Here is a 19,713-nt window from a genome sequence, read left to right as displayed (position 1 = left end):
AAAATAGAGGGAACCAACATCCCTCTATTTTAAAACAAAACACCATTTTTGACTATCTTTTAATTATAGAGCTTCTCCGGATACAGTCCTTCCGCAATGCACTCTCTTAAGGCCTCTTCAGCAAGTGCTTTGTCCTCATGATAGGTTACTCCAAACCAGCGATCATGGTCCGGAAGCACTTCGACTCTTCCTCTTCCTTCCAACATCAAATTATTGATTTCTCTCGGAAGCAGATATTCCGATTTCATTTCTTTACCATATTTGTCCAGCCATGCAGGGAATTTTTCCGTGACAAGATCCAGGAATTCTTCCGGAAGACCGAACATATTCATCGAGGCAATAGCCTCTTCCTCCAAGCAAACGGTTTCTTTTCTCTGGTTCAGTCCTCTTAAAACACCGTCCTCTTCTCTCTTGATTTCGTAGATTTCTTCGATAGATAAAAGATAACCGTCCTTCGAAACATTGCAGATCCCGCGGTTCACGGAACCGTTCTTGGAAAGTGTATTCTTTAAATGATAGCCCGCCATACACATTTCCAACATTTTTGTTTCAGGTCTTTCCTGCACCAGAAAATCATGAATCAGTCTGTAGCCTTCCTTTCCGTAAAAATCATCCGCATTGATTACGGCAAAGGGGCAGTCGACCATATTTCTGGCCTGCATAAGGGCATGCGCAGTCCCCCAAGGCTTGCTTCTTCCCTCCGGAAGACTATAGCCCTTTGGTAAGGCATTCAGCTCCTGGAATGCATAATGGACATCGGCAATTTTCTCGATTCTTTTTCCGATAATATCCCGGAATTCCTCTTCGATATCCTTTCGAATCACAAAAATCAACTTATCAAAACCTGCAGCCAAAGCATCATGAACGGAATAGTCCATAATAATTTCCCCGAAGGGACCGATTTTCGCCAACTGTTTTATGCCCGCACCGTAACGAGATCCAATTCCTGCTGCCATAACAATTAATGCTGTTTTCTTCATCTTTCACTCTCCTTAGAAAAGCAATTTCCTTTACCATACGAGAAAAAAACGCTTTCGTCCAGTATATAGATACGGAAAGTCCCCGATTATCCAAAAATCGGGGACAATTTGTAACCTAGCTGAAAATTCTCCAAGCTGTTATAAAGTTTTTGGACCACCAACCGGAAAAGCTTCTGTGCACCACTCGGCCGTTGGAAGAGGATGCATCGATTACGGAACCTCCGCCGGCATAAATACCGACATGTCCGCGAACCACGACAATGTCGCCCTCCTGTAACTCGGAGGCGCCGACCTTTTTAAAACGACCGGGACTTCGCCATCCGGAAGAAGTCATGTAGGAAGTACCTACTCCTGCCTGGTTTAAGCACCAATATACAAAGCCCGAACAGTCAAAGGAATTCGGTCCCTTGGAACCCCAGACATAAGGGGATCCGATTTTAGAAGATGCAATGGAAATCAGCGCCGATGCCGAGCCCGATACGGTAGCGCCGCCGGAACCGGAAGAAAATCCTCCGGATGGAGCGGCATTTCCGCCGCCTCCGGTATTCCCTCCACCTCTTCTGCTATTTCCGTTATTTCCGTTCCTGCTGTTTTTCGGTTTGGACTTTGCGGAATTCGACTGCAAAATCTGTAAGGTCTTTGCACCGACCGTGCCGTCAGCAGTAAGGCCGTTTGTCCTCTGGAAGGAAAGTACGGCATCCTTGGTCAACTCTCCAAAGTAACCGGAAGCCTTATCACTCGGTAAATATCCGTATTTTGCTAGAAGCTTCTGCATGTTCTGTACATCACTGCTCTGCTCTCCGAGACGCATACCGAAGGGTTTAGCCGATTCGGAATCCAAAATATGCCTGGTATCCGGACCGAGATAACCGTCCACCACCTGATCGTTTCTGGATTGGAAAGCACGAATTGCGTTTTGGGTGCTCAAACCAAAGTTTCCATCCGCCTCTCCGGACAGATAGCCAAGAGCAATCAGTCTGTTCTGATATTTCTTAACAATCTCACTCTGTTCTCCCAAAGCAATAATGTTTGCCTTAACGTCCTCGGAATAAAGCAAGTCCACCGTAGCGGCCCCTACTGTCCCGTCCACGGTCAGGTGGTTTACTTCCTGCAGTTTCTTTACAGCCGTTTCGGTATCCGCATCAAAAGTACCGTTAATTTGTCCACTTTCGGTAAGATAGCCGAGGTTGTACAAACGATACTGAATCTTTGTGATATCATCTCCCTTAAATCCCAGTTTCGCCGCATAATGCGGTGCACTTTCCGACATAAGGGCATCCCAAGTATCCACACCGGTAATCCCGTCCATGGTCCGTCCCGTCTGTCTCTGAAAATACTGTACCGCCTTAGAGGTTGCATCTCCGTAATAAGTGGTCGGTTCATCATCTTCCATATAGCCCAGCTGCATGAGACGTTCCTGTAAGTCTTTTACTACAGAATTGATTACTCCTACGGTAAGATTGACCGGAGCCAGTTCCTCCGCCTGCCCGTCAATAGTCACGCCTTCTATAGATGGAAGAACATTGGCATTGAGGCCGAGTGCCGCAATGGCAACGGACTCTTCTCCACTGTCTTCCGTAGTGAGAACAATATCGGAAGAAGAGGCGGCAGCTCGTTCCTGCTCCGTCCCCAATTTCTTTTCACAGGCACTTAGGCCTACTATGGAGGACAGTAGAACGAGAGAGATGCCTCGCTTTATCATTTTATTCTTAATCATTCGATTCTCCGGATTTAATAAAGGGAAAATATACTCGCTCTTTCCCATATATTTCTAGTTTAAATTGCAGTTCTATGATAACATAAGAGCGTTTCTCATCCTATAAAGAAAATCTTAAAATTATTTTTTCTGCTTTCTCACATTATTACGACGATTTGAGAAAATTGGACCGAATACTTTTGGAATAAGGAGATTTATGAGATTAAGACATATTACCGGTTCGGAGGAATTCGTCTCCGACTCCCCCTTTGTGATTCAGAATCCGGAGGCATTAAAAGGACATTTTTCCGAAAAACTCTTTTCCAACGAAAATCCGCACGCTACGCAAACGATACTCGTTAAGAATAAGAGGCCGCTTTGCCTGGAAATCGGTATGGGAAAGGGAAAATTTATTTTTGAAATGGCAAAACGAAATCCTGAACGGAACTTCATCGGCATTGAGCGGTATGACAGTGTGCTCTTTAAGGCCATAAAAAGGCGGGAAAAGGAAGAAGAGGCCGGAACGGTCTTGAAAAATCTCTACTATATGAGCATGGATGCAAGATTTCTTTCGGAGGTTTTTTCTGCCGGGGAGGTCGATACGATTTACTTGAACTTTTCCGATCCCTGGCCGAAAAAGAGACAGGCCAATCGAAGACTCACAAGTCCGGTGTTTTTAAAACTCTATGAGCAAGTTCTTTCCGGGGACGGACATATTGAATTTAAGACGGATAACCGGGATTTATTCGATTATTCTTTGGAGAGCTTTCAGGAAAATGGCTGGGACATCCTCGCAAAAAGTTTTGACCTCCACCATGACGAAACGCTTTCCGAGGGAAATATTATGACAGAGTATGAAGAAAAGTTCTCCGCCAAGGGAAACCCGATTTGCAAGTGTATAGCAAAGAAAAATAAGACAAGAGAAAAGGCAGAGTAAAACAAATGGAAAAAGGGATTTCCTTTCACAGTATTTATTATCGTTATTTTACCTTTATCTTCGCCCTTCTCATTCTATTTTTTTATGTTGTCGGAAAGAGACAGGGTTTTGACAGCTTAGATGTGGATCTTTCGGTTGTCAAACTAAAGTTAAGCCCGGGGGAATTTGCCCTCTACGGAAACGGCATCCTGCTCCTCGTCTCTCTCCCTTTTTATTTTTATAAAAAACTGAAGGTGGGAAGAGAAGGGATTTATCTCCCCTCTATTAAACTTTTCGTGCCCTGGGAAGAAATCAATGCGGTAAGCCATGTCTGGATTTCCGAAGCATGCCTCGTTAAAAAAGGAGGCGTCTTTCTTTATAACCGAAAATCCATCGTTTTCTATCGAAAAGAAAAGAAGCCGATCTGTATTTATAACATCTCGCTTCTTTCCCTCTATGCCGTAAAATATTACCGACCGGAAATGCCCACAAATCTGTCCTTTGCAAGTCCGGCCACCTTATTCAATATTGGCCTAAACGCTATCTTTCTCTTGGAAGGCTACCTCTTTTATTTCCGGGGGCTGCAATTGAAAACTTTTATCCTATGGATACTTTGCTACTTTTTTAAAGTATTCCTCCTTCCGATATGGATGCTGAAAAGAGAAAACCGTATCCATGGAAGCTGCTTATGCCATGACAGCCTCCTACATGGGAATCGTTCCGAGGTTATCCATATCTAGGTTTATTATTGTTGCTTTGCATTTACATAGATAGGGGAATAAGGGGCAATCTGAGCCCGTTAGTACTTGCTGAAAGCGAGCATAGCGATGCTTGAAGCTTAGTACTATTAAAGGACAAACTTTTCATCAGAAAAGTTGTCCTGCCGAAAGACCAGATTCTGGAAGAATCTGCTTTGCACAGCAAAGTGAGCAATGGACTTCAAAGTCCATGCTCAGTCAGGGCGAGGTTAGCGAGAGCGTGCCCCTATTCCCTTATCTATGTTATGCAATCACAGAAAAACCCTAGAGTAAGTTTTCATCATATACCGCTCTGCTTCCTCCTACAAACTTCGGTCTGACTCTTGCCGCAGTAAGATGGGCGGAGCCGAGCGTATTTTTGCTTAAGCGAAGCGGAACCGCAACTTCCTTTAAATGCATTCCTATAAAAGTATCTCCGATATCGATTCCGCCGTCTGCACGAACTTTTTCCAGAGCAACGGGGTTCGCAAAGTTCTCGTATGCCACTGTTGAGAAGGAGCCTCCTGCCTTTTCTTTCGGAATCACGTTCACAAGATAGGGCATAAGGCCATGTGCCAAAGCGGCCTCTTTATCCGTTATAATGGCACGGTTCAAATGTTCACAGCACTGGGTGCAGAGAAAGAGATCCGACTCCTTTGCAGCTCGATAAATTCCCCGAAATAAGGCTCCTGCAGTGGAATAACTCGATGCCGTTCCGATTTTTTCGCCCAAAACCTCCGAAGTGGAACAGCCTACCACAAAAAGCTGCCCCTTCTTCAGTTTTGCCTTTTCTATAAATTCCCCGGTAAGGAGGTAGACCTCTTCCTCCAGGGAATGAAGGTCTATTCCTTCCGCCAGAGCACTTTCCGTATGCACCTCCTGTTCTACAGCTTGCTTATTCTCTACATCCACAATTCTTCCCGTTCCTTTCCATCTTATTTTCTTTAACCAATCTTGCTGCTACGGAGTACTTTTTTCACCTTAGAAGCAGGAATGATAAGCCTCCATCAGTTTTTTATTCAGCTTTTTGAGTATCTCCTTCGTAAGCTTATCCACCTTTCGATCATAACTCATCAGTCCGTTAATTTCCTCCTCAATGTCCGAGGTCTGCGTATAAATTGCCGCACTTAAGCCTTTTATCACATTGGGGAAGATATCCCTCTCCCACAGTTTTTCATAGGCAGCCGTAACTTCCTCCTCCGAAGAAAAGAATTTATAGCCGAACTCTTTCTTGCTCCACAAGTGCTCTTTTAGCGGAAAAGCATAACCTCCGAACTCCGTAAGTGCCACAACTCTGTTCTTCTCGGGCTTAATCTTTAAAGCATAACGGTAATTGTGGATGGAAAAGAGATCTCCTCCCCCTTGATCAAACCAGCCACAGGCCTCATTAATCAGCCTTGTCTTATCCCATTTTCGAAGTTTTTCGGTGGCAACACGCGCATCAAACTGTCCCCAGCCCTCATTAAAGGGCGTCCAAAGTACAATGGAGGGGTGGTTATACAGTTCTTTCACCATTTCCTCCAAGTCCTTATAATACTGCTCTCTTCCCGCCTGATCCTGCCTTGCAAAGAGTTTATAATGACTGTCCTTGATTTTTCTGGCACCCTTATCCCAAACATTCGGAAAATCCGTCACAAAGAAATGATTGTAGCTTCCGCCTCCGCACGGCATATCCTGCCAAACAAAAATCCCCTCTCTGTCACAGTGATAATAAAAACGATCCGGCTCGACCTTCATGTGTTTCCGAATGGTATTGAAGCCAAAGGATTTGGTCTTATGGATATCGTAAAGTAACGCCTCATCGGAAGGAGCCGTCATCAAGCTCTCAGGCCAATAGCCCTGATCCAAAAGGCCGGTAAAAAGGATTGGCTTATTGTTTAAGAAGAAGCGCAAGATCCCCTTTTTATCTCTCCCGAGAGAAAGCTTGCGAAACGCAAAATACGATTCCACGCTGTCCTCTCCATACTGAAATTGGACCGGATATAAATAGGGCTCCTCCGTGCTCCAAGGCTTTATTAGGGCAAGTTTACAGAAAAATTCCTCTCCCGGCCTTGCTTCTCCTTCATAGAGTAAATGCATTCCTTCCGTATAAATGGGCTTTTCTTCCGCTTCCTTTACAGGGTCGGCACCTTTCTCCCCTGCTTTTGTTTTTGAAGCAAAAATCTGCGGCTCAAAAATCCGAACATGCACACTTTCTTCGATTTTCTCCTCTCCTGCAGGGGGATTTACCGCAAAGGAAAAACGAACTCCCTCTTCATCCAAATCCGCTGTCATCTTCGCATACCTTAAATAATTTTTCGGTACTTTCTCAAGCCAAACGGACTTCCAGATTCCACTTTGTCCGGTATAGAAAATAGAAGAATAACGACAGTTTTTCTTCCACCTTTGCTTTCCTCTGGCATGGGGAACCGTCTCGCTTCCGTCTGTTCCTTTCACCAGTAAAAGATTACTTTCCTCCGTGCACTGTTCGGAAATATCCATGCTGAAGCCGGTATATCCTCCCTTATGCTCTCCTACCTTTTCTCCATTTACAAAGACCTCGCATTCCTGGTCAACCGCACCGAAATGCAGAAGGAGCCTTTCCTTTTCGGGTTGAAAATCAGAAACAAAGTTCTTTCTGTATTCAAAGACTTCATCGGGATTCAGCATTCGTCCCACTCCGGAAAGCTCCGTTTCCGGAGAAAAGGGAACGAGAATCTTTCCGCGAAAAACTTCCTTCCTATCTTCTTTTTGCACTACACGATAAATCCATTCTCCGTTTAAGCTTTGCATCCAAGCTCTCTTAAACTGAGGACGAGGATGCTCCGGGAGCGGATTTTCTCTATTCAGTTTTTCTCCAAACACGGAAGACAATTTGTTTCTTAACTCGCTCATTTCCGTCTCTCCTACTTCTTTTGATGGAAAATTTCCGACTGCATTGCTACAGACAGAATAACCAAAATGCCCATAATAATTGACTGCCAATGCACGGATATGGAGGATGGCAAGTAGGTGAACAGGGTATTAATTATATAATAAATCAAAATGCCGAAAAAAGTTCCCGAAAATTTTCCCTGCCCGCCGCTAAGCTGGATGCCTCCGATTGCACACATGGCAATCGCATAGGTCTCATAGAGATTTCCGGCACTCAATGTAGCACTCCCGCTGCTGGATGCCAAAAAGACACCGGATAGAGCGGCAATAAAACCGGACAGAAAGAAAGCTATGCTCTTGATTTTCTTCACCTGAATTCCCATAAGCTTAGCAGCTTCTTCATTTCCGCCACTGGCATAAAGTCGCATACCGAATTTTGTATTTTCCGCCAAATAACGACAAAGAAAGAAAAAGGCAAAGAAGAATACAATCAGGACGGATATACCGCCCGTAACGCCGGGGATAAGATTGGAAAAAAGCTTTGCCTTGGCAAAGAGCAGAAGCGGATCTTTAATGGCAACAGACTTTTTTGCTAATATTTGTACCATTCCTCTTAAAGCAAAGAGCATCGAAAGGGAGGCAATCCAGGATGAAATTCGCATTTTGCAGACCAGGAATGAAATCATTGCTCCGGTAAGGACACCGACCATGATTCCGGCAAAAATTCCAAGAAAAGGATTCACCTCGCCAACGAGTCCCATTACCACTCCGCTTAAGGCGAACACCGCTCCCACGGAAAGGTCAATTTCCCCGCTCAAAATAACGAACGTCATTCCCAAAGCCAAGAGTCCTCCGTTTTTAGACGCCTTCAAAAGAATGTTCATTGCATTTTCCAAGGAAAGAAAATGTTTGTCCCGGAAAATCAAGCCGCTTAAAATACAAAGAAGCAGAAAGGCCAGGAAGGTCTTATTTAATGCCATTTTCTTAAAAACCGCTTTATCCGTTCGAACAGCGGACAAAGCCTTACTCTCTTTTTCCATCCCTAGCTCCTTTCCCTTTGAATGTAAACGGCAAAAACAATAATCATGGCCTTTACCACCTGTGCATACTGATCCGGAATATTGTTCATAACACAGGTCAACGTGATGCACTGCATAATCATTGCTCCCAGCACTGTGCCAAGCACTCTTGCTCTTCCTCCGCTCATCGGGGTACCGCCAATAACTACCGCCGCAATAGCATCCAGCTCTGCCAGTTGGCCCAGCGAACTTCCGGCAGCAACAGAAACTTTGGCAGCTTGCATGATTCCCGCTATAGCCGCAAAAAAGCCACTTAAGCCATAGACGAAGACAAATACCCTGTTCGTGTGGATTCCCACCAGATTACTGGATTTGATGCTGTCTCCTACCGCCTGAATTTGAACACCCAAAGTTGTTTTCTTAATCAGAATCCAGATCAAAAGCACGGAAATGAAAATGGGAAGCAGCTGCACAGGAATAAGATTAAAAAACTTCAGTGTACCAAAGTCGGAAAGCAGCTCTCCTCTCTCCCCTAAGGTATTAAAATAAATGTCTCTTCCGTCACAAAGCACCTGTGCCGCACCGCGAACACCGAGCATCAGCCCGAGAGTAATGACCATGGCCTGCAATTTCAATTTTCCAACCATGATTCCCGTGAACATTCCGATAAGGACCGAAAAGCCTATACCGAGAAGAATTCCCGGGAAGATGCCGATCCTTTCCATACATTTCGCCATAATAACACCGGATAAAGCCATGAGAGAGCCTACGGAGATATCAATTCCTCCCGTTGATATGACCAAAGTCATTCCCATCCCGCAAAGAATGGTAGGACAAAGCTGCGTAATCGAGTTCTGCAAGGTTCCGAGTCTGAAAAAATTCGGTGTGAATATACTGTTAAAAAGCAAAAGACCCGCCAAAAAAAGCAAGGAGGCATAATCCGAGAAACGACTGTTTTTACTTTGCTTCATCCTCTTCTCCCTCCTTTGCATCTTCCGCAATCAGCGTCATGATGGAGTCTTCAAAAATGGCATCTCCTTCTATCTCACCCCTGACTTTTCCGTCTCGAAGCACTACCACTCTGTGACAGTTTCTCGCAAGCTCACTCAGCTCCGAGGAAATCATCAAGACGGAAATGCCTTCCGCGGATAAGCCCTGTATCAACTTCTCTATCTCTTCCTTTGCACCGACATCAATTCCTCTGGTCGGTTCATCCAGAATCATCAGCTTCGGATTCATACACATCCAACGTGCCAATAAGACCTTTTGCTGGTTTCCTCCGCTCAAATTGCGAATCTTTTGCGCAAGGGAAGGCGTTTTAATATTGAAAAGTTCCACATAGCGTTTAGCCAGTTCTTTCTGCTTTTTAAAGTCGATGAAACCATGTTTCTGCAACTTTGGAAGCATGGCAATCGTCATATTTTCTTCTACGGAAAGATTCGGCAGTATCCCCTCCGTCTTCCGGTCTTCGGTGCAAAATCCCATTCCTTTTTCAATAGACTTGGATGGATTTCTCCGGAAATAGGCTTCATCCATCCAAAAAACTTCTCCTTCTCCTGCCTTCTCCGTTCCGAAAAGCAGTTCGGCAAGCTCCGTCCTTCCCGATCCGAGAAGACCGGCGAGCCCCAGGATTTCTCCTTTTCTGATGGAAAGGTTTACTCCGGAAAGGCGCATGGCAAGCTTGGCATTCTTAACGGACAGCAGTGTCTCCGCATCGGAAAAGCTTTTTTTATCCTCTCGTTCTCTCTCTTTCCATTCCTTTCCTATCATAAGAGATATGAGCTTATACTGATCTATATCCTGCACTGCATAACGTCCCACCGTTTCTCCGTCTCGGAAAATGGTCAAACTGTCGCAGATTTCATACACTTCATCCAATTTATGACTGATAAATAAAACACTAATTTTCTTTTCTTTCAGTTGTCGAATAATGCGAAATAATACCCTCACCTCAGTTTGATCCAAGGAGGAGGTCGGCTCATCCATAATCACAAGACGTGCCTTGGAACGCACAGCCCGGGCTATCGCCACCATTTGCTGAATTGCCGTAGAATAATGATTCAGACTTTTCGTCACATCGATCTCCAGCCCCAGGTCCGAGAGCGCCTTTTCCGCCTCATCCTGCATCGCTTTTCTATCCAGGAAAAAGGCATTTTTTTTCAGTTCTCTTCCCAAAAACATATTCTCGTAAACGGTCTGATACGGAATCAGGTTTAATTCCTGGTAAATAGTCGAAATTCCGATTTCTCCCGCCTCAGCCGGAGACTTACAATGGATTTCCTCTCCTGCAAAATAAATTTTTCCCTGATCTCTTCCGTATACTCCCGTCAATACCTTAATCAATGTGGACTTTCCGGCTCCGTTTTCTCCCATTAGAGCATGAACCTCGCCCTCTTCCACCTCAAGGCTTATTCCTTTTAGCGCTTTGACTCCGGGAAAGGATTTTTCCACCCCTTCCATCCTTAACAGCACGCTCATTTCCCCTCCTTACCATCCAATATTTCTTGGAAACTTCGGCGTTTTTTGCTGAAAAAAAGACTGTGAAAGAGCGGAAAACTACGGCTCAAAAAGCACGAAGACATAATTTTCTTCTTTCACAGCCCCAAATACTTCTTTAGAATCCTAAGTCAACCTGTACATTCTCTTTTGTGTACAGGGTATCTTCATTGGTAATGTTTTCCGGAACGGTATCACCCTTAGCAATCTTTCCGATGGTCTCCACAACAATCGGTCCGAAATAAGGAGAACAGGTGCAGGAAGCCAGCTGTCTTCCGGCTTCAATATCCTTAAATGCCGCCTTTGTTCCATCGATTCCCAGAATCAGAATGTCCTTACCGGGAGTCAGTCCGGCTGCTTCGATTGCCTTCATGGCACCCTGCGCCATATCATCGGTAACACAGTAAACCGCATTAATATTTTCTCCCCCCTGAGCCTGGAGAATATTTTCCATAACGGCCTGCGCCTTATCCATAAGCCATTGTCCGTCCTGCTCGGCAACTACCTTGAACTTGGAAGAATCCAGGGTCTTCACAAAGCCGTCCTGTCTGTCTGTGGAGGTGGAAGAATCATAACCGCCGTTGATGATTACAACGTTTCCGCCGTCCGGTAAAGCAGTCTCTAAAGCCTTGGCACACTGCTCTCCCTCCCAAACAAAGTCGGAACGGATGGAGGTTGTAAAATACTTTCCCGCCTCTCCGTCAATGGCACGGTCAACGAGAATAACCGGAATCTTTGCCTCCATAGCCTCCTCCAGGGCACTCTGCAGACCATTGTTCTCTAAAGGAGCAACCACCAGATAATCCACTTTTGCGGCAACCAGGTCACGAATATCGGATTCCTGTGTGGCGATATCTCCTCCGGCATCCTTAACTACCAGTTTTCCGCCGGCTTCCTCTACAGCCTTCTTAATGCTGTCCGTCTCTGTTGTTCTCCATGCGGACATGCTGTCGGTCTGTGCAAAGCCTACTGTTTTTCCCTCAAGAGATACCGCATCACCCGCATCGGTCTTTTCACCCGCTTTTTCCGTCTCTGCAGCACCCTTTGCCTCGCTTCCGGCCTCTGTTTGCGCCGCCTTTGTCTCTGTGCCCTTGGCGCTTCCGCCACCGCAGGCCATAAGAGATGCTGCCATAATAGCGGACAAGGCAACACTGAGCATTTTCTTCATAATCTTCCTCCTTTTTTCTTGTGCGAAAATATTCTCAAATAAAGAACTCTTTTTCTACTCAATTTGTGAGATTCCTCTCGCACTTCTTTTGTTCATTTGGCAAAACAGCATAAAAACTTTACCAATTTCTTCATCTATATAGATGATTGCAACAAGCACAGTATAGCATAGTTTCCATATTTTTATCTATCATTTTCCTTCCCTTTTTCAAATGAAATACCGCAGGCTTCACGAGCAAAACTCGTTGAAAATACAATGTTGTACCTAAAATACACAGTATTCGTTATAGATCAAAATTTTTCTTCTATTTATTGCATTCTGCTCTATTTTTTTCTTATAGGAAAACAAAATAGGTCGATGAATGCACTAGGTATCTTTTATAGATAAAAGATAAATGTATTCTTATTCTATGGAGTATCTTTGGAGAAGAAGATTACTCTACGTAAAAAACAAGGAAGGATTTCTGTATGAAAACGAAGGATTCGAAAAAAACGGCAAGACAAAAGGAGTCAAAAGGTCTCAGCTTAAGTACTCGTTTGTCTATCACCCTGGGTCTATTGGGATTTCTCATTATACTCGGATTAAGCTACTTTATTGTTGACCTGGGAAGCCAATCTACGAAAAAAAATCTGGATAAAAACATGGATGACCTGCTCACTTTAACAGGCGAAAAAACCGAGGATATTCTTGGTGAAATCACGACTCTCTCCGGCAGTATGAAAGAATCGATCAGCTTTGTATGGGGACAAAAGGATGAAATCGGCGGAGTTCCGGCAAATCCTTGGAAAATCAATGAGAAAAAAGACAATCAATTGATTCCGGAGCAGATTACACCGATGTCCGGTACGACTTTTCGCTCCCGTATCTTAGACAGAGAAGTTCCTGCCAGCCGATACAATGCGGAAGTTGTGATGATGAACTCCATGTATTCCACCCTCAAAAGTAACCCCAATATTACAGGTGTTGGATATTTCTTTGAAGCAAATAAAGTAATCGACGGTGTAAAAGACTACGGTCCCTATACAACCTTTAAAAGTGTAGAAACCAGAGACATCATCAACTATCCATTTGATTACTACAAAGATAAAAGCTATTACACCACTGCAAAGAGCACACAGAAACCGACCCTCACAGTTGCCTATACCTTGGATGAGGATCCCAGTAAAACCGTGATTTCCATTTGTGATCCCATTATTGCCGACAATGACTTTAAAGGGGTTATCACGATTGAGATGGATTTAGCCTCTTTCGATGCTTTAAAGCATGAAGATTCCCGTTTTCCCAGTCTTTTCACTTCTGTAATAGACAGTGACGGAAACTTTATGTACGTTTCCAATGAAAGTTTAAAGGGAAAGAATCTCACAGATGCCATAACGAAAGAAGATTTTTCCGCAATCAGCGAAAAAATGAAGGAGGGAAATCCCTTCCACATGACAGTCATCAACAGTTCCGGCGTGAAAAGACGCGTTTATCTTGCTCCTACAGAGTTTGGTAATACCACCTGGTGGAGTCTTATGAGTATTGCGGACAGCGACTATCAGCAAGTAACCCGCAGGTTAATTACCTTAGCACTCCTCATTGGTTTATCCGGTACCGTCATTCTTATCGTAGCAACCTACCTTCTGGTCAAGAAAACCTTGAATCCGCTTAAGATGATTGCCCAAGTCGGAGACCAGCTTGCAAGCGGTAATCTGAACGTGGAAGTAAAATATGACAAGAAGGACGAAATCGGACATCTGGCAGACTCCTTTAAAAATGTCACGACAAGGATAAAGGCAATCATTCTGGAACTGAATGAAAAGCTCAGCGCCATTTCTCAGGGAAATTTCCGTGTGGATTTGTCCAATGAAGAAAACTATCCCGGAGACTATAAGCCTTTGCTTCATTCCTTACGAGATATTACAAAAGATTTATCCCATACCATGACGGAAATTAAAAATTCCGCAGAGGAAGTCAATTCCGGAGCGGAGCAGGTTTCCAACAGTGCACAGGCACTTTCTCAAGGCGCAACGGAACAGGCCTCTTCCATAGAAGAGCTTGGTGCTACAATGAACGATATTTCCGAAAAGATTAAGGGAACTGCCGAACAATCCTTAAAAGCAAATAAGCTGAGTCGGGAATCTGTAGAAGCTGTAGAAATCAGTAATAAGAAGATGGAAGAAATGTCCGTTGCTATGCAGGAAATTACGGACAAGTCCAATGAAATCAGTAAAATCATTAAAACGATTGATGACATTGCCTTCCAGACCAACATTCTTTCCTTAAATGCCGCAATTGAGGCGGCACGTGCCGGAGCAGCCGGAAAGGGCTTTGCGGTGGTTGCGGATGAAGTCGGAAATCTTGCTCAGAAATCCGCTAAAGCTGCACAGAATACCAGTTCTTTAATCGCGGAAACCATTGATGCGGTAGAAAGAGGAGCGCAAATCAGTAATGAAACCGCAGAGTCCATGGAACTGGTAAAGACCAAGGCTAAGGATATTACGGAAATTATTGAAAAAATCAGCAGTGCCTCCGAAGCACAGGCAGCCGGTATTAAACAACTAACCATCGGTGCAGACCAGATTTCTTCCGTTGTTCAAACCAACTCTGCAACCGCAGAAGAGTCAGCAGCCGCATCGGAAGAGCTTTCCGGGCAGGCAAACATTATGAATGAGTTGGTATCCAAGTTCCAGGTAATAGAGAACGAGGACTAAGAAGATATTGAGCCACCGCTCGTCACGATAGATATTTAAGGGGCTGTGAAAAATCAAAAGAATTTTCACAGCCCCTTTTTCTATTCTATTGACGATTACTTCTTTTCCTCGCTCTTCTCTCTTTTCAAGAAAGCATACTGCAGGATAATGCTGACTATCACAAGGACAAGAGAAAGTGCCTGTGAAACCGCAATTCCCGTACCGAAAAGCATCAAAGAATCTGCACGGAGCCCTTCGATAAAGAAACGTCCCAGTCCGTAAAGCCCAAGGTACAGGAGAAATATCTGTCCCTTAAACTTCTTTCTTCTCGAAAACCAAAGGAGAAAAAAGAATACGCAGAGGTTCCATACACTCTCATACAGGAAGGTGGGATGCACCTGCACATAGCTGATTCCGTCTATATTTTGCAGATGAGACGCCACATTATCATTGATCATCGAAGGATTCACAATCGCTTCCTTTATCCGCATGGCAAAGAGAGAGTTTGTATAGCCTCCGAAGGCCTCCGCATTAAAGAAGTTTCCCCAGCGCCCCATAGCCTGTCCGAGAATAAGTCCCAGTACACCGGCATCCGCCATAGGAAAGAAATCCAGCTTCTTTTTCTTGCAAAAAACGATACATGTCGCTATTGCAGTGAGAACCCCGCCATAAATGGCAAGTCCTCCCTGCCGGATATTTGGAATCTCCATAAGATGCTGAGAATAATAGTCCCATTCAAAAATCACATAGTAAATTCTTGCTCCGATTACCCCCAGAACAATGACAAATAGCGCAAAGTCCTGAATATCATCCGCCTTATAGCCGCATCTCACATACTCTTTACTCGCAACAAGCATCCCAAGCAGCATGCCACAGCCTATAATAATGCCGTAAAAGGCAATCGTAAAACCGAAGGGGCTGATGTGGTTTACGAGGTGTTTGATGCCAATCTGCAGGTGCGGAAAATAGATATCGTAGTCTTGAAAGTTCATTCGTTCTCCTTAGTTTCTTCTAGATATATCGCCATCAAGGTTCATATCCTTATTTGAATATATGCCTTGCATAGCTTCATCTCCTCTACTCGCCTTGTAAAAGCTTTAAGAAATCTTCCTCCGAAAGAATCGGAATTCCGAGTTCCTGTGCCTTTTTATTCTTACTGCTGGTAGAATTCTTGTCATTGTTGATAAGATAAGATGTATTCTTAGAAACGGAAGAAGCGGTGCTTGCTCCCGCCTTTCGAATCTCCTCCTCCAGCTCCTTTCGATTTTGAAAATGGTTTAAAGAGCCCGTAATTACAAAGACCTTGCCGGAAAGTGCAGCATTTTCCGCTTTCTCCTCCTTATGGAGGTGCAGTATGGATAGAAGCTTTCGGAAAAGCCTAAGATTTTCTTCTTCTTTAAAATAGCGGACAATGCTTTCTCCAAGTATCGGTCCTATCCCTTTGATGGACACAACCTCGCTGAGCTCCGCCCGGGAAAGCTCCTCCGCATCCTCATGAAAGGCTTCCGAAAGAACTCTCGCATTACTTGCTCCGATTCCCCCGATTCCTAAGCCGTAAAGAAGTCTCGCAAGGCTCGTTTCCCTTGCTTTCTCCGCATTTTCAATAAGCTTATCATAGGACTTCTGTCCGAAGCCCTCCATAGCGATAATCTCCTCCTTATGCTCTTCCAAAGAAAATAAATCCGGAAGCTCCTGAATAAATCCCTTTCCGATAAATTTCTCCAAAGTCATTTCGGAAAGTCCCTCAATATTTAAGGCGTCACGACTTACAAAAAGAGCAAACTGCTTAATCCGCTTTGCAGGACAATGGGGATTTTCACAGTAAAGCATCTTCGCTTCCTTATCCTGTACAATCTTCGTTTCCTCGTGACAGGCAGGACAATGCTCCGGAATCGGGAGCTGCCCCGACTTCGTGAGATTCTCCCCAATCTGCGGGATAATCATATTTGCCTTATAAACCGTAATTTCATCTCCGATTCCGAGCTTCAAGTCTTCCAGGTAGCTGATATTGTGAAGGCTCGCCCTGCTCACCACGGTTCCCTCCAGCTCGACCGGGTCAAATATCGCCACGGGATTGATAAGACCGGTTCTGCTGGGTGACCATTCCACCTCACGAAGAATGGTCTTTTCTTCCTCATCCTCCCATTTAAAAGCAAGGGCATTTCGAGGGAACTTGGCCGTAGTCCCGAGACTCTTTCCGTAGCTTATATCGTCCATAAGAAGTACCAGACCGTCGGAGGGAAAATCATTTTTCTTGACCTGTTCGGAAAAGTCCGAAACAGCCCCGGGAAGCTCCTCTTTATTTACCGTCCTGCGTCCCACAACCTGAAAGCCCTGTTGCTCTAAAAATTCGAATTCCGCTTCATGACTGTTATGAAAGTCGGGAAGCCCTCCACTCTCACGAGAGGACCTGTCCTCTCCCTCCTCTACCGATACAAGCGTAAAGGGAAAAAAATAGACTCTTCTTTCCCAGGTGATTTTCGGGTCCAGTTGCCGAACGGAACCGGAGCAAAGATTCCTCGGATTCTTATATTTTGCCCCTTCTTCCGGAATTTCTTCATTGATTTTTGCGAAATCGGAATAGCGAATCAATGCTTCTCCACGAAGAACCAGCCTTCCTTTAAAGGGAATCCGTAAAGGAAGATTCCGAAAACGCTTTGCATTTTCCGTAACAATTTCTCCGATTCTACCATTTCCGCGGGTAACCGCTTTGACAAGCTCTCCCTTCTCATAAGTCATCACAACCGTAAGACCGTCGAGTTTCCAGGAAAGAATCCCCTTCTGCTCCCCGAGAAAGCTTTGTAAAGTCTCTACGGACTTTGTTTTATCAAGAGAAAGCATCGGGCTCGCATGCTCCTCCTTCGGAAGGGCCGTAGCTACGCTGTATCCGACATTTTGCGTGGGACTTGCAGACAGGACAATCCCTGTCTCTTCCTCAAGACGCACCAGTTCATCATAGGCTTTATCATATTCCAGGTTGGAAATAATCTCTTTTCCTTCCTGGTAATACGCCTTCCCCGCCTGATTTAAAAGCTCTACCAGCTCCTCTATCCGTTTTCTCTTATCCATAGTTTCTCTTTCTGTTTTTAAAGTTATAGGATGAATACCTTACTCTTACTTACTCTTACTTACTCTTTCTTGCTCTTTTTTACGCTTCCTTATCTTTTTTCACATGTCCTTTTCATCATTCTCTCATTATAAAAGCAGGGTGGCATTTACTTAAGCCCCAGCTCCTCTTTCCGAATCTCCCGATATTCTCCGGGCATTAGCCCGTCCACAGTCAGATTCATAATTCGCACTCTCTTTAGACGCTTCACTGTATAGCCGAGCGTTGCACACATTCTCCGAATCTGACGATTAAGCCCCTCTGTTAAAATGATATGAAACTGCCTCTTTCTCTGCATAACCGGAATATTTTCCTCCTGAAAAACTACGCAGGGCTTCGTCGTTCTATCCAGCTCCTTAAGATAGACTCCTTCACGCATTTCCCGCAGGAAATGCTTTGTAATATCCTCTTCCACCGTCACGATATATTCCTTTTCTTTTTCGCTCCGGGACTTGTTGATTTGATTAACTAGCTCGCCTTGATTGGTAAGAAGGAGGAGGCCTTCAGAGTTCTTATCGAGCCGTCCAATCGGGTAAATACGCTCGGGATAATGGATATCCTCTATGACATTTTTCCCTCTGTCCTTCTCTCCTGTCGTGCAAATTACTCCGCGCGGCTTGTAATAGGCAAGAAGAACCTCTTTCGGCTTTTCCCGCTTCTCTCCTTGTCCGGAAATGCACTTTCCGTCCATTTCTATATCTTCTTCTCCGCTGATTTCCTGCCCAAGACTTGCCGCCTCTCCGTTCACCTTGACTTTCCCTTCGGAAATCAGTCGGTCCGCTTCTCTTCTTGAACAAATTCCCATGGAGGATAGCCATTTATTGATTCGCATACTGTACTCCAAATTTCTCCCGCTGTTTCTTCCACACCTTGCTTCTCTGCATAATATGGTCTAAGCGACATTTCCAAATAATAGCCATTGCATAAAATTGATCGAACAACATTGATTAGATTTTTGCTTATAAAATCAGCATGGCATCGCCAAAACTGAAGAATCTGTACCTTTCCCTTACTGCCTCCTGATAGGCATGCAAGACATTTTCCCGATTGGAAAAGGCGGAAACCAACATGATAAGGGTAGACTCCGGAAGATGGAAGTTCGTAATGAGCCCGTCCATTACCTTAAAGCGGTAGCCCGGATAGATGAAAATATCCGTCCATGCACTTCTGGGATGGAGAACGCCATTCTCATCGGCATTCGATTCAATTGTCCTGCAGGAGGTTGTTCCCGTGCAAATGATTCTTCCTCCGGCTTTCTTCGTGCTGTTAATTAAATCCGCCGTTTCCTTATCGACTATATAAAGTTCCGAGTGCATATGATGCTTTTCCACATCCTCCACTTTCACCGGTCGGAAGGTTCCGAGACCCACATGGAGCGTGACATAGGCAATTTTCACGCCCTTCTCCTGCACCTTTTCAAGAAGCTCTTTTGTCCAATGGAGTCCTGCAGTCGGTGCTGCTGCAGATCCTTCTTCCTTTGCATAGACGGTATTGTATCTTGTCTTATCTTCTAACTGCTTCGTGATATAAGGGGGAAGCGGCATTTCTCCAAGCTTATCCAAGATTTCTTCGAAAATGCCCTCAAAATGGAACTCTATAACACGATTCCCGTCTTCCTTACACTCGATAACCGTTCCCGATAGCAAATTCTCCGCAAAGACAATTTCAGCACCGACACGGAGCTTCTTTCCCGGCCTTACAATGCATTCCCAATTCTTATCCGTGAGCCTTGTGAGGAGCAGAACTTCCACATGTGCTCCGGTTTCCGCCTTTACACCGTGTAAACGCGCAGGAATGACCTTCGTATTGTTTAAAACCAGACAATCCCCTTCTCTAAGATAGGAAAGCACATCTTCAAAATGCTTATGTTCTATCTCACCGCTTTTTCTATCCATCACAAGAAGCCGGGAAGCCGAACGCTTCAATAAGGGATCCTGCGCAATCAGCTCCTCCGGTAAATCATAATAAAAATCTTTGGTATTCATCTTATCTCTTTCCGCTCCCTACTCTTCTTCTAAATTTCTATATTTAAAAATCACTGAAAGCAAGTCGCATTTTCTACTCTCCTCT

Annotated in this window: 15 protein-coding genes; 3 read left to right on the top strand and 12 right to left on the bottom strand. The window is 44.6% G+C overall.

The window, feature by feature from the left end; all coding sequences use genetic code 11:
* Nucleotides 1-59: 59 nt before the first annotated feature.
* Both HMPREF9124_RS04305 and HMPREF9124_RS04300 read right to left on the bottom strand, forming a co-directional pair.
* Nucleotides 60-980 (bottom strand): nucleotidyltransferase family protein, encoded by a 921-nt coding sequence (locus tag HMPREF9124_RS04305; protein ID WP_009428549.1) that lies wholly within the window; start codon nt 978-980, stop codon nt 60-62.
* Between the two features lie 115 nt (nt 981-1,095).
* On the bottom strand, nt 1,096-2,697 hold the full coding sequence (locus HMPREF9124_RS04300; protein WP_036597975.1) for a C40 family peptidase: 1,602 nt from the start codon (nt 2,695-2,697) through the stop codon (nt 1,096-1,098).
* Between the two features lie 196 nt (nt 2,698-2,893).
* On the opposite strand from HMPREF9124_RS04300, the gene trmB reads away from it, so the two are divergent.
* Both trmB and HMPREF9124_RS04290 read left to right on the top strand, forming a co-directional pair.
* Nucleotides 2,894-3,613, top strand: coding sequence for a tRNA (guanosine(46)-N7)-methyltransferase TrmB (gene trmB / locus HMPREF9124_RS04295; protein ID WP_009429879.1), 720 nt, complete (start codon nt 2,894-2,896; stop codon nt 3,611-3,613).
* Between the two features lie 5 nt (nt 3,614-3,618).
* Nucleotides 3,619-4,332 carry a hypothetical protein gene (locus HMPREF9124_RS04290; RefSeq protein WP_009428878.1) on the top strand — a complete coding sequence of 238 codons (714 nt, stop codon included), beginning with the start codon at nt 3,619-3,621 and terminating at the stop codon, nt 4,330-4,332.
* Nucleotides 4,333-4,614: 282 nt separating this feature from the next.
* Here HMPREF9124_RS04290 and HMPREF9124_RS04285 read toward each other — a convergent pair whose 3' ends face one another.
* The 6 genes from HMPREF9124_RS04285 to HMPREF9124_RS04260 all read right to left on the bottom strand — a co-directional run bounded on the left by HMPREF9124_RS04285 (nt 4,615) and on the right by HMPREF9124_RS04260 (nt 11,865).
* Nucleotides 4,615-5,241, bottom strand: a complete 627-nt coding sequence (locus HMPREF9124_RS04285; RefSeq protein WP_009428340.1) for a TIGR01440 family protein — start codon at nt 5,239-5,241, stop codon at nt 4,615-4,617.
* A gap of 69 nt (nt 5,242-5,310) precedes the next feature.
* Nucleotides 5,311-7,203, bottom strand: coding sequence for a glycoside hydrolase family 2 protein (locus HMPREF9124_RS04280; protein ID WP_009429977.1), 1,893 nt, complete (start codon nt 7,201-7,203; stop codon nt 5,311-5,313).
* A gap of 11 nt (nt 7,204-7,214) precedes the next feature.
* Nucleotides 7,215-8,222: an ABC transporter permease gene (locus HMPREF9124_RS04275; RefSeq protein ID WP_009429961.1), complete on the bottom strand. Its 1,008-nt coding sequence runs from the start codon at nt 8,220-8,222 to the stop codon at nt 7,215-7,217.
* 2 nt (nt 8,223-8,224) lie between these two features.
* Nucleotides 8,225-9,172, bottom strand: coding sequence for an ABC transporter permease (locus HMPREF9124_RS04270; protein ID WP_009429319.1), 948 nt, complete (start codon nt 9,170-9,172; stop codon nt 8,225-8,227).
* Nucleotides 9,159-10,679 (bottom strand): sugar ABC transporter ATP-binding protein, encoded by a 1,521-nt coding sequence (locus HMPREF9124_RS04265; protein WP_009428311.1) that lies wholly within the window; start codon nt 10,677-10,679, stop codon nt 9,159-9,161. Before HMPREF9124_RS04265 ends, HMPREF9124_RS04270 begins: the two co-directional genes overlap by 14 nt.
* A 136-nt stretch (nt 10,680-10,815) precedes the next feature.
* A complete protein-coding gene (locus HMPREF9124_RS04260; RefSeq protein WP_009427697.1) occupies nt 10,816-11,865 on the bottom strand; it encodes an ABC transporter substrate-binding protein in 1,050 nt (349 codons plus the stop codon).
* 467 nt (nt 11,866-12,332) lie between these two features.
* Between HMPREF9124_RS04260 and HMPREF9124_RS04255 the strand changes: the two genes are divergently transcribed.
* Nucleotides 12,333-14,558, top strand: a complete 2,226-nt coding sequence (locus tag HMPREF9124_RS04255) for a methyl-accepting chemotaxis protein (protein WP_009429786.1) — start codon at nt 12,333-12,335, stop codon at nt 14,556-14,558.
* A gap of 95 nt (nt 14,559-14,653) precedes the next feature.
* Here the strand turns inward: HMPREF9124_RS04255 and lgt are convergent, their stop codons facing one another.
* From lgt to queA, 4 genes are all read right to left on the bottom strand, one after another.
* The gene (gene lgt / locus HMPREF9124_RS04250) at nt 14,654-15,529 is read right to left on the bottom strand and encodes a prolipoprotein diacylglyceryl transferase (RefSeq protein ID WP_009429405.1); all 876 of its coding nucleotides are present in this window, start codon (nt 15,527-15,529) and stop codon (nt 14,654-14,656) included.
* A gap of 85 nt (nt 15,530-15,614) precedes the next feature.
* Nucleotides 15,615-17,606, bottom strand: coding sequence for an NAD-dependent DNA ligase LigA (ligA, locus tag HMPREF9124_RS04245; RefSeq protein WP_009428321.1), 1,992 nt, complete (start codon nt 17,604-17,606; stop codon nt 15,615-15,617).
* Nucleotides 17,607-17,752: 146 nt separating this feature from the next.
* Complete coding sequence (locus HMPREF9124_RS04240; RefSeq protein WP_009428937.1) at nt 17,753-18,475, bottom strand: pseudouridine synthase; 723 nt, start codon at nt 18,473-18,475, stop codon at nt 17,753-17,755.
* 127 nt (nt 18,476-18,602) lie between these two features.
* Nucleotides 18,603-19,628, bottom strand: a complete 1,026-nt coding sequence (gene queA, locus HMPREF9124_RS04235; RefSeq protein WP_009428162.1) for a tRNA preQ1(34) S-adenosylmethionine ribosyltransferase-isomerase QueA — start codon at nt 19,626-19,628, stop codon at nt 18,603-18,605.
* Between the last annotated feature and the right edge of the window lie 85 nt (nt 19,629-19,713).

Origin of the sequence: Oribacterium sp. oral taxon 108 str. F0425, from assembly GCF_000214455.1 — a bacterium.
Classification (GTDB): domain Bacteria; phylum Bacillota; class Clostridia; order Lachnospirales; family Lachnospiraceae; genus Oribacterium; species Oribacterium asaccharolyticum.
This window is presented reverse-complemented; position numbering and strand designations above follow the sequence as displayed.

Excerpts from the sequence above, each read along its gene's own strand:
- HMPREF9124_RS04305 (WP_009428549.1), bottom strand. The coding sequence starts at position 980 with ATGAAGAAAACAGCATTAATTGTTATGGCAGCAGGAATTGGATCTCGT.
- HMPREF9124_RS04300 (WP_036597975.1), bottom strand. The coding sequence starts at position 2,697 with ATGATTAAGAATAAAATGATAAAGCGAGGCATCTCTCTCGTTCTACTG.
- trmB (WP_009429879.1), top strand. The coding sequence starts at position 2,894 with ATGAGATTAAGACATATTACCGGTTCGGAGGAATTCGTCTCCGACTCC.
- HMPREF9124_RS04290 (WP_009428878.1), top strand. The coding sequence starts at position 3,619 with ATGGAAAAAGGGATTTCCTTTCACAGTATTTATTATCGTTATTTTACC.
- HMPREF9124_RS04280 (WP_009429977.1), bottom strand. The coding sequence starts at position 7,203 with ATGAGCGAGTTAAGAAACAAATTGTCTTCCGTGTTTGGAGAAAAACTG.
- HMPREF9124_RS04275 (WP_009429961.1), bottom strand. The coding sequence starts at position 8,222 with ATGGAAAAAGAGAGTAAGGCTTTGTCCGCTGTTCGAACGGATAAAGCG.
- HMPREF9124_RS04270 (WP_009429319.1), bottom strand. The coding sequence starts at position 9,172 with ATGAAGCAAAGTAAAAACAGTCGTTTCTCGGATTATGCCTCCTTGCTT.
- HMPREF9124_RS04265 (WP_009428311.1), bottom strand. The coding sequence starts at position 10,679 with ATGAGCGTGCTGTTAAGGATGGAAGGGGTGGAAAAATCCTTTCCCGGA.
- HMPREF9124_RS04260 (WP_009427697.1), bottom strand. The coding sequence starts at position 11,865 with ATGAAGAAAATGCTCAGTGTTGCCTTGTCCGCTATTATGGCAGCATCT.
- HMPREF9124_RS04255 (WP_009429786.1), top strand. The coding sequence starts at position 12,333 with ATGAAAACGAAGGATTCGAAAAAAACGGCAAGACAAAAGGAGTCAAAA.
- lgt (WP_009429405.1), bottom strand. The coding sequence starts at position 15,529 with ATGAACTTTCAAGACTACGATATCTATTTTCCGCACCTGCAGATTGGC.
- ligA (WP_009428321.1), bottom strand. The coding sequence starts at position 17,606 with ATGGATAAGAGAAAACGGATAGAGGAGCTGGTAGAGCTTTTAAATCAG.
- HMPREF9124_RS04240 (WP_009428937.1), bottom strand. The coding sequence starts at position 18,475 with ATGCGAATCAATAAATGGCTATCCTCCATGGGAATTTGTTCAAGAAGA.
- queA (WP_009428162.1), bottom strand. The coding sequence starts at position 19,628 with ATGAATACCAAAGATTTTTATTATGATTTACCGGAGGAGCTGATTGCG.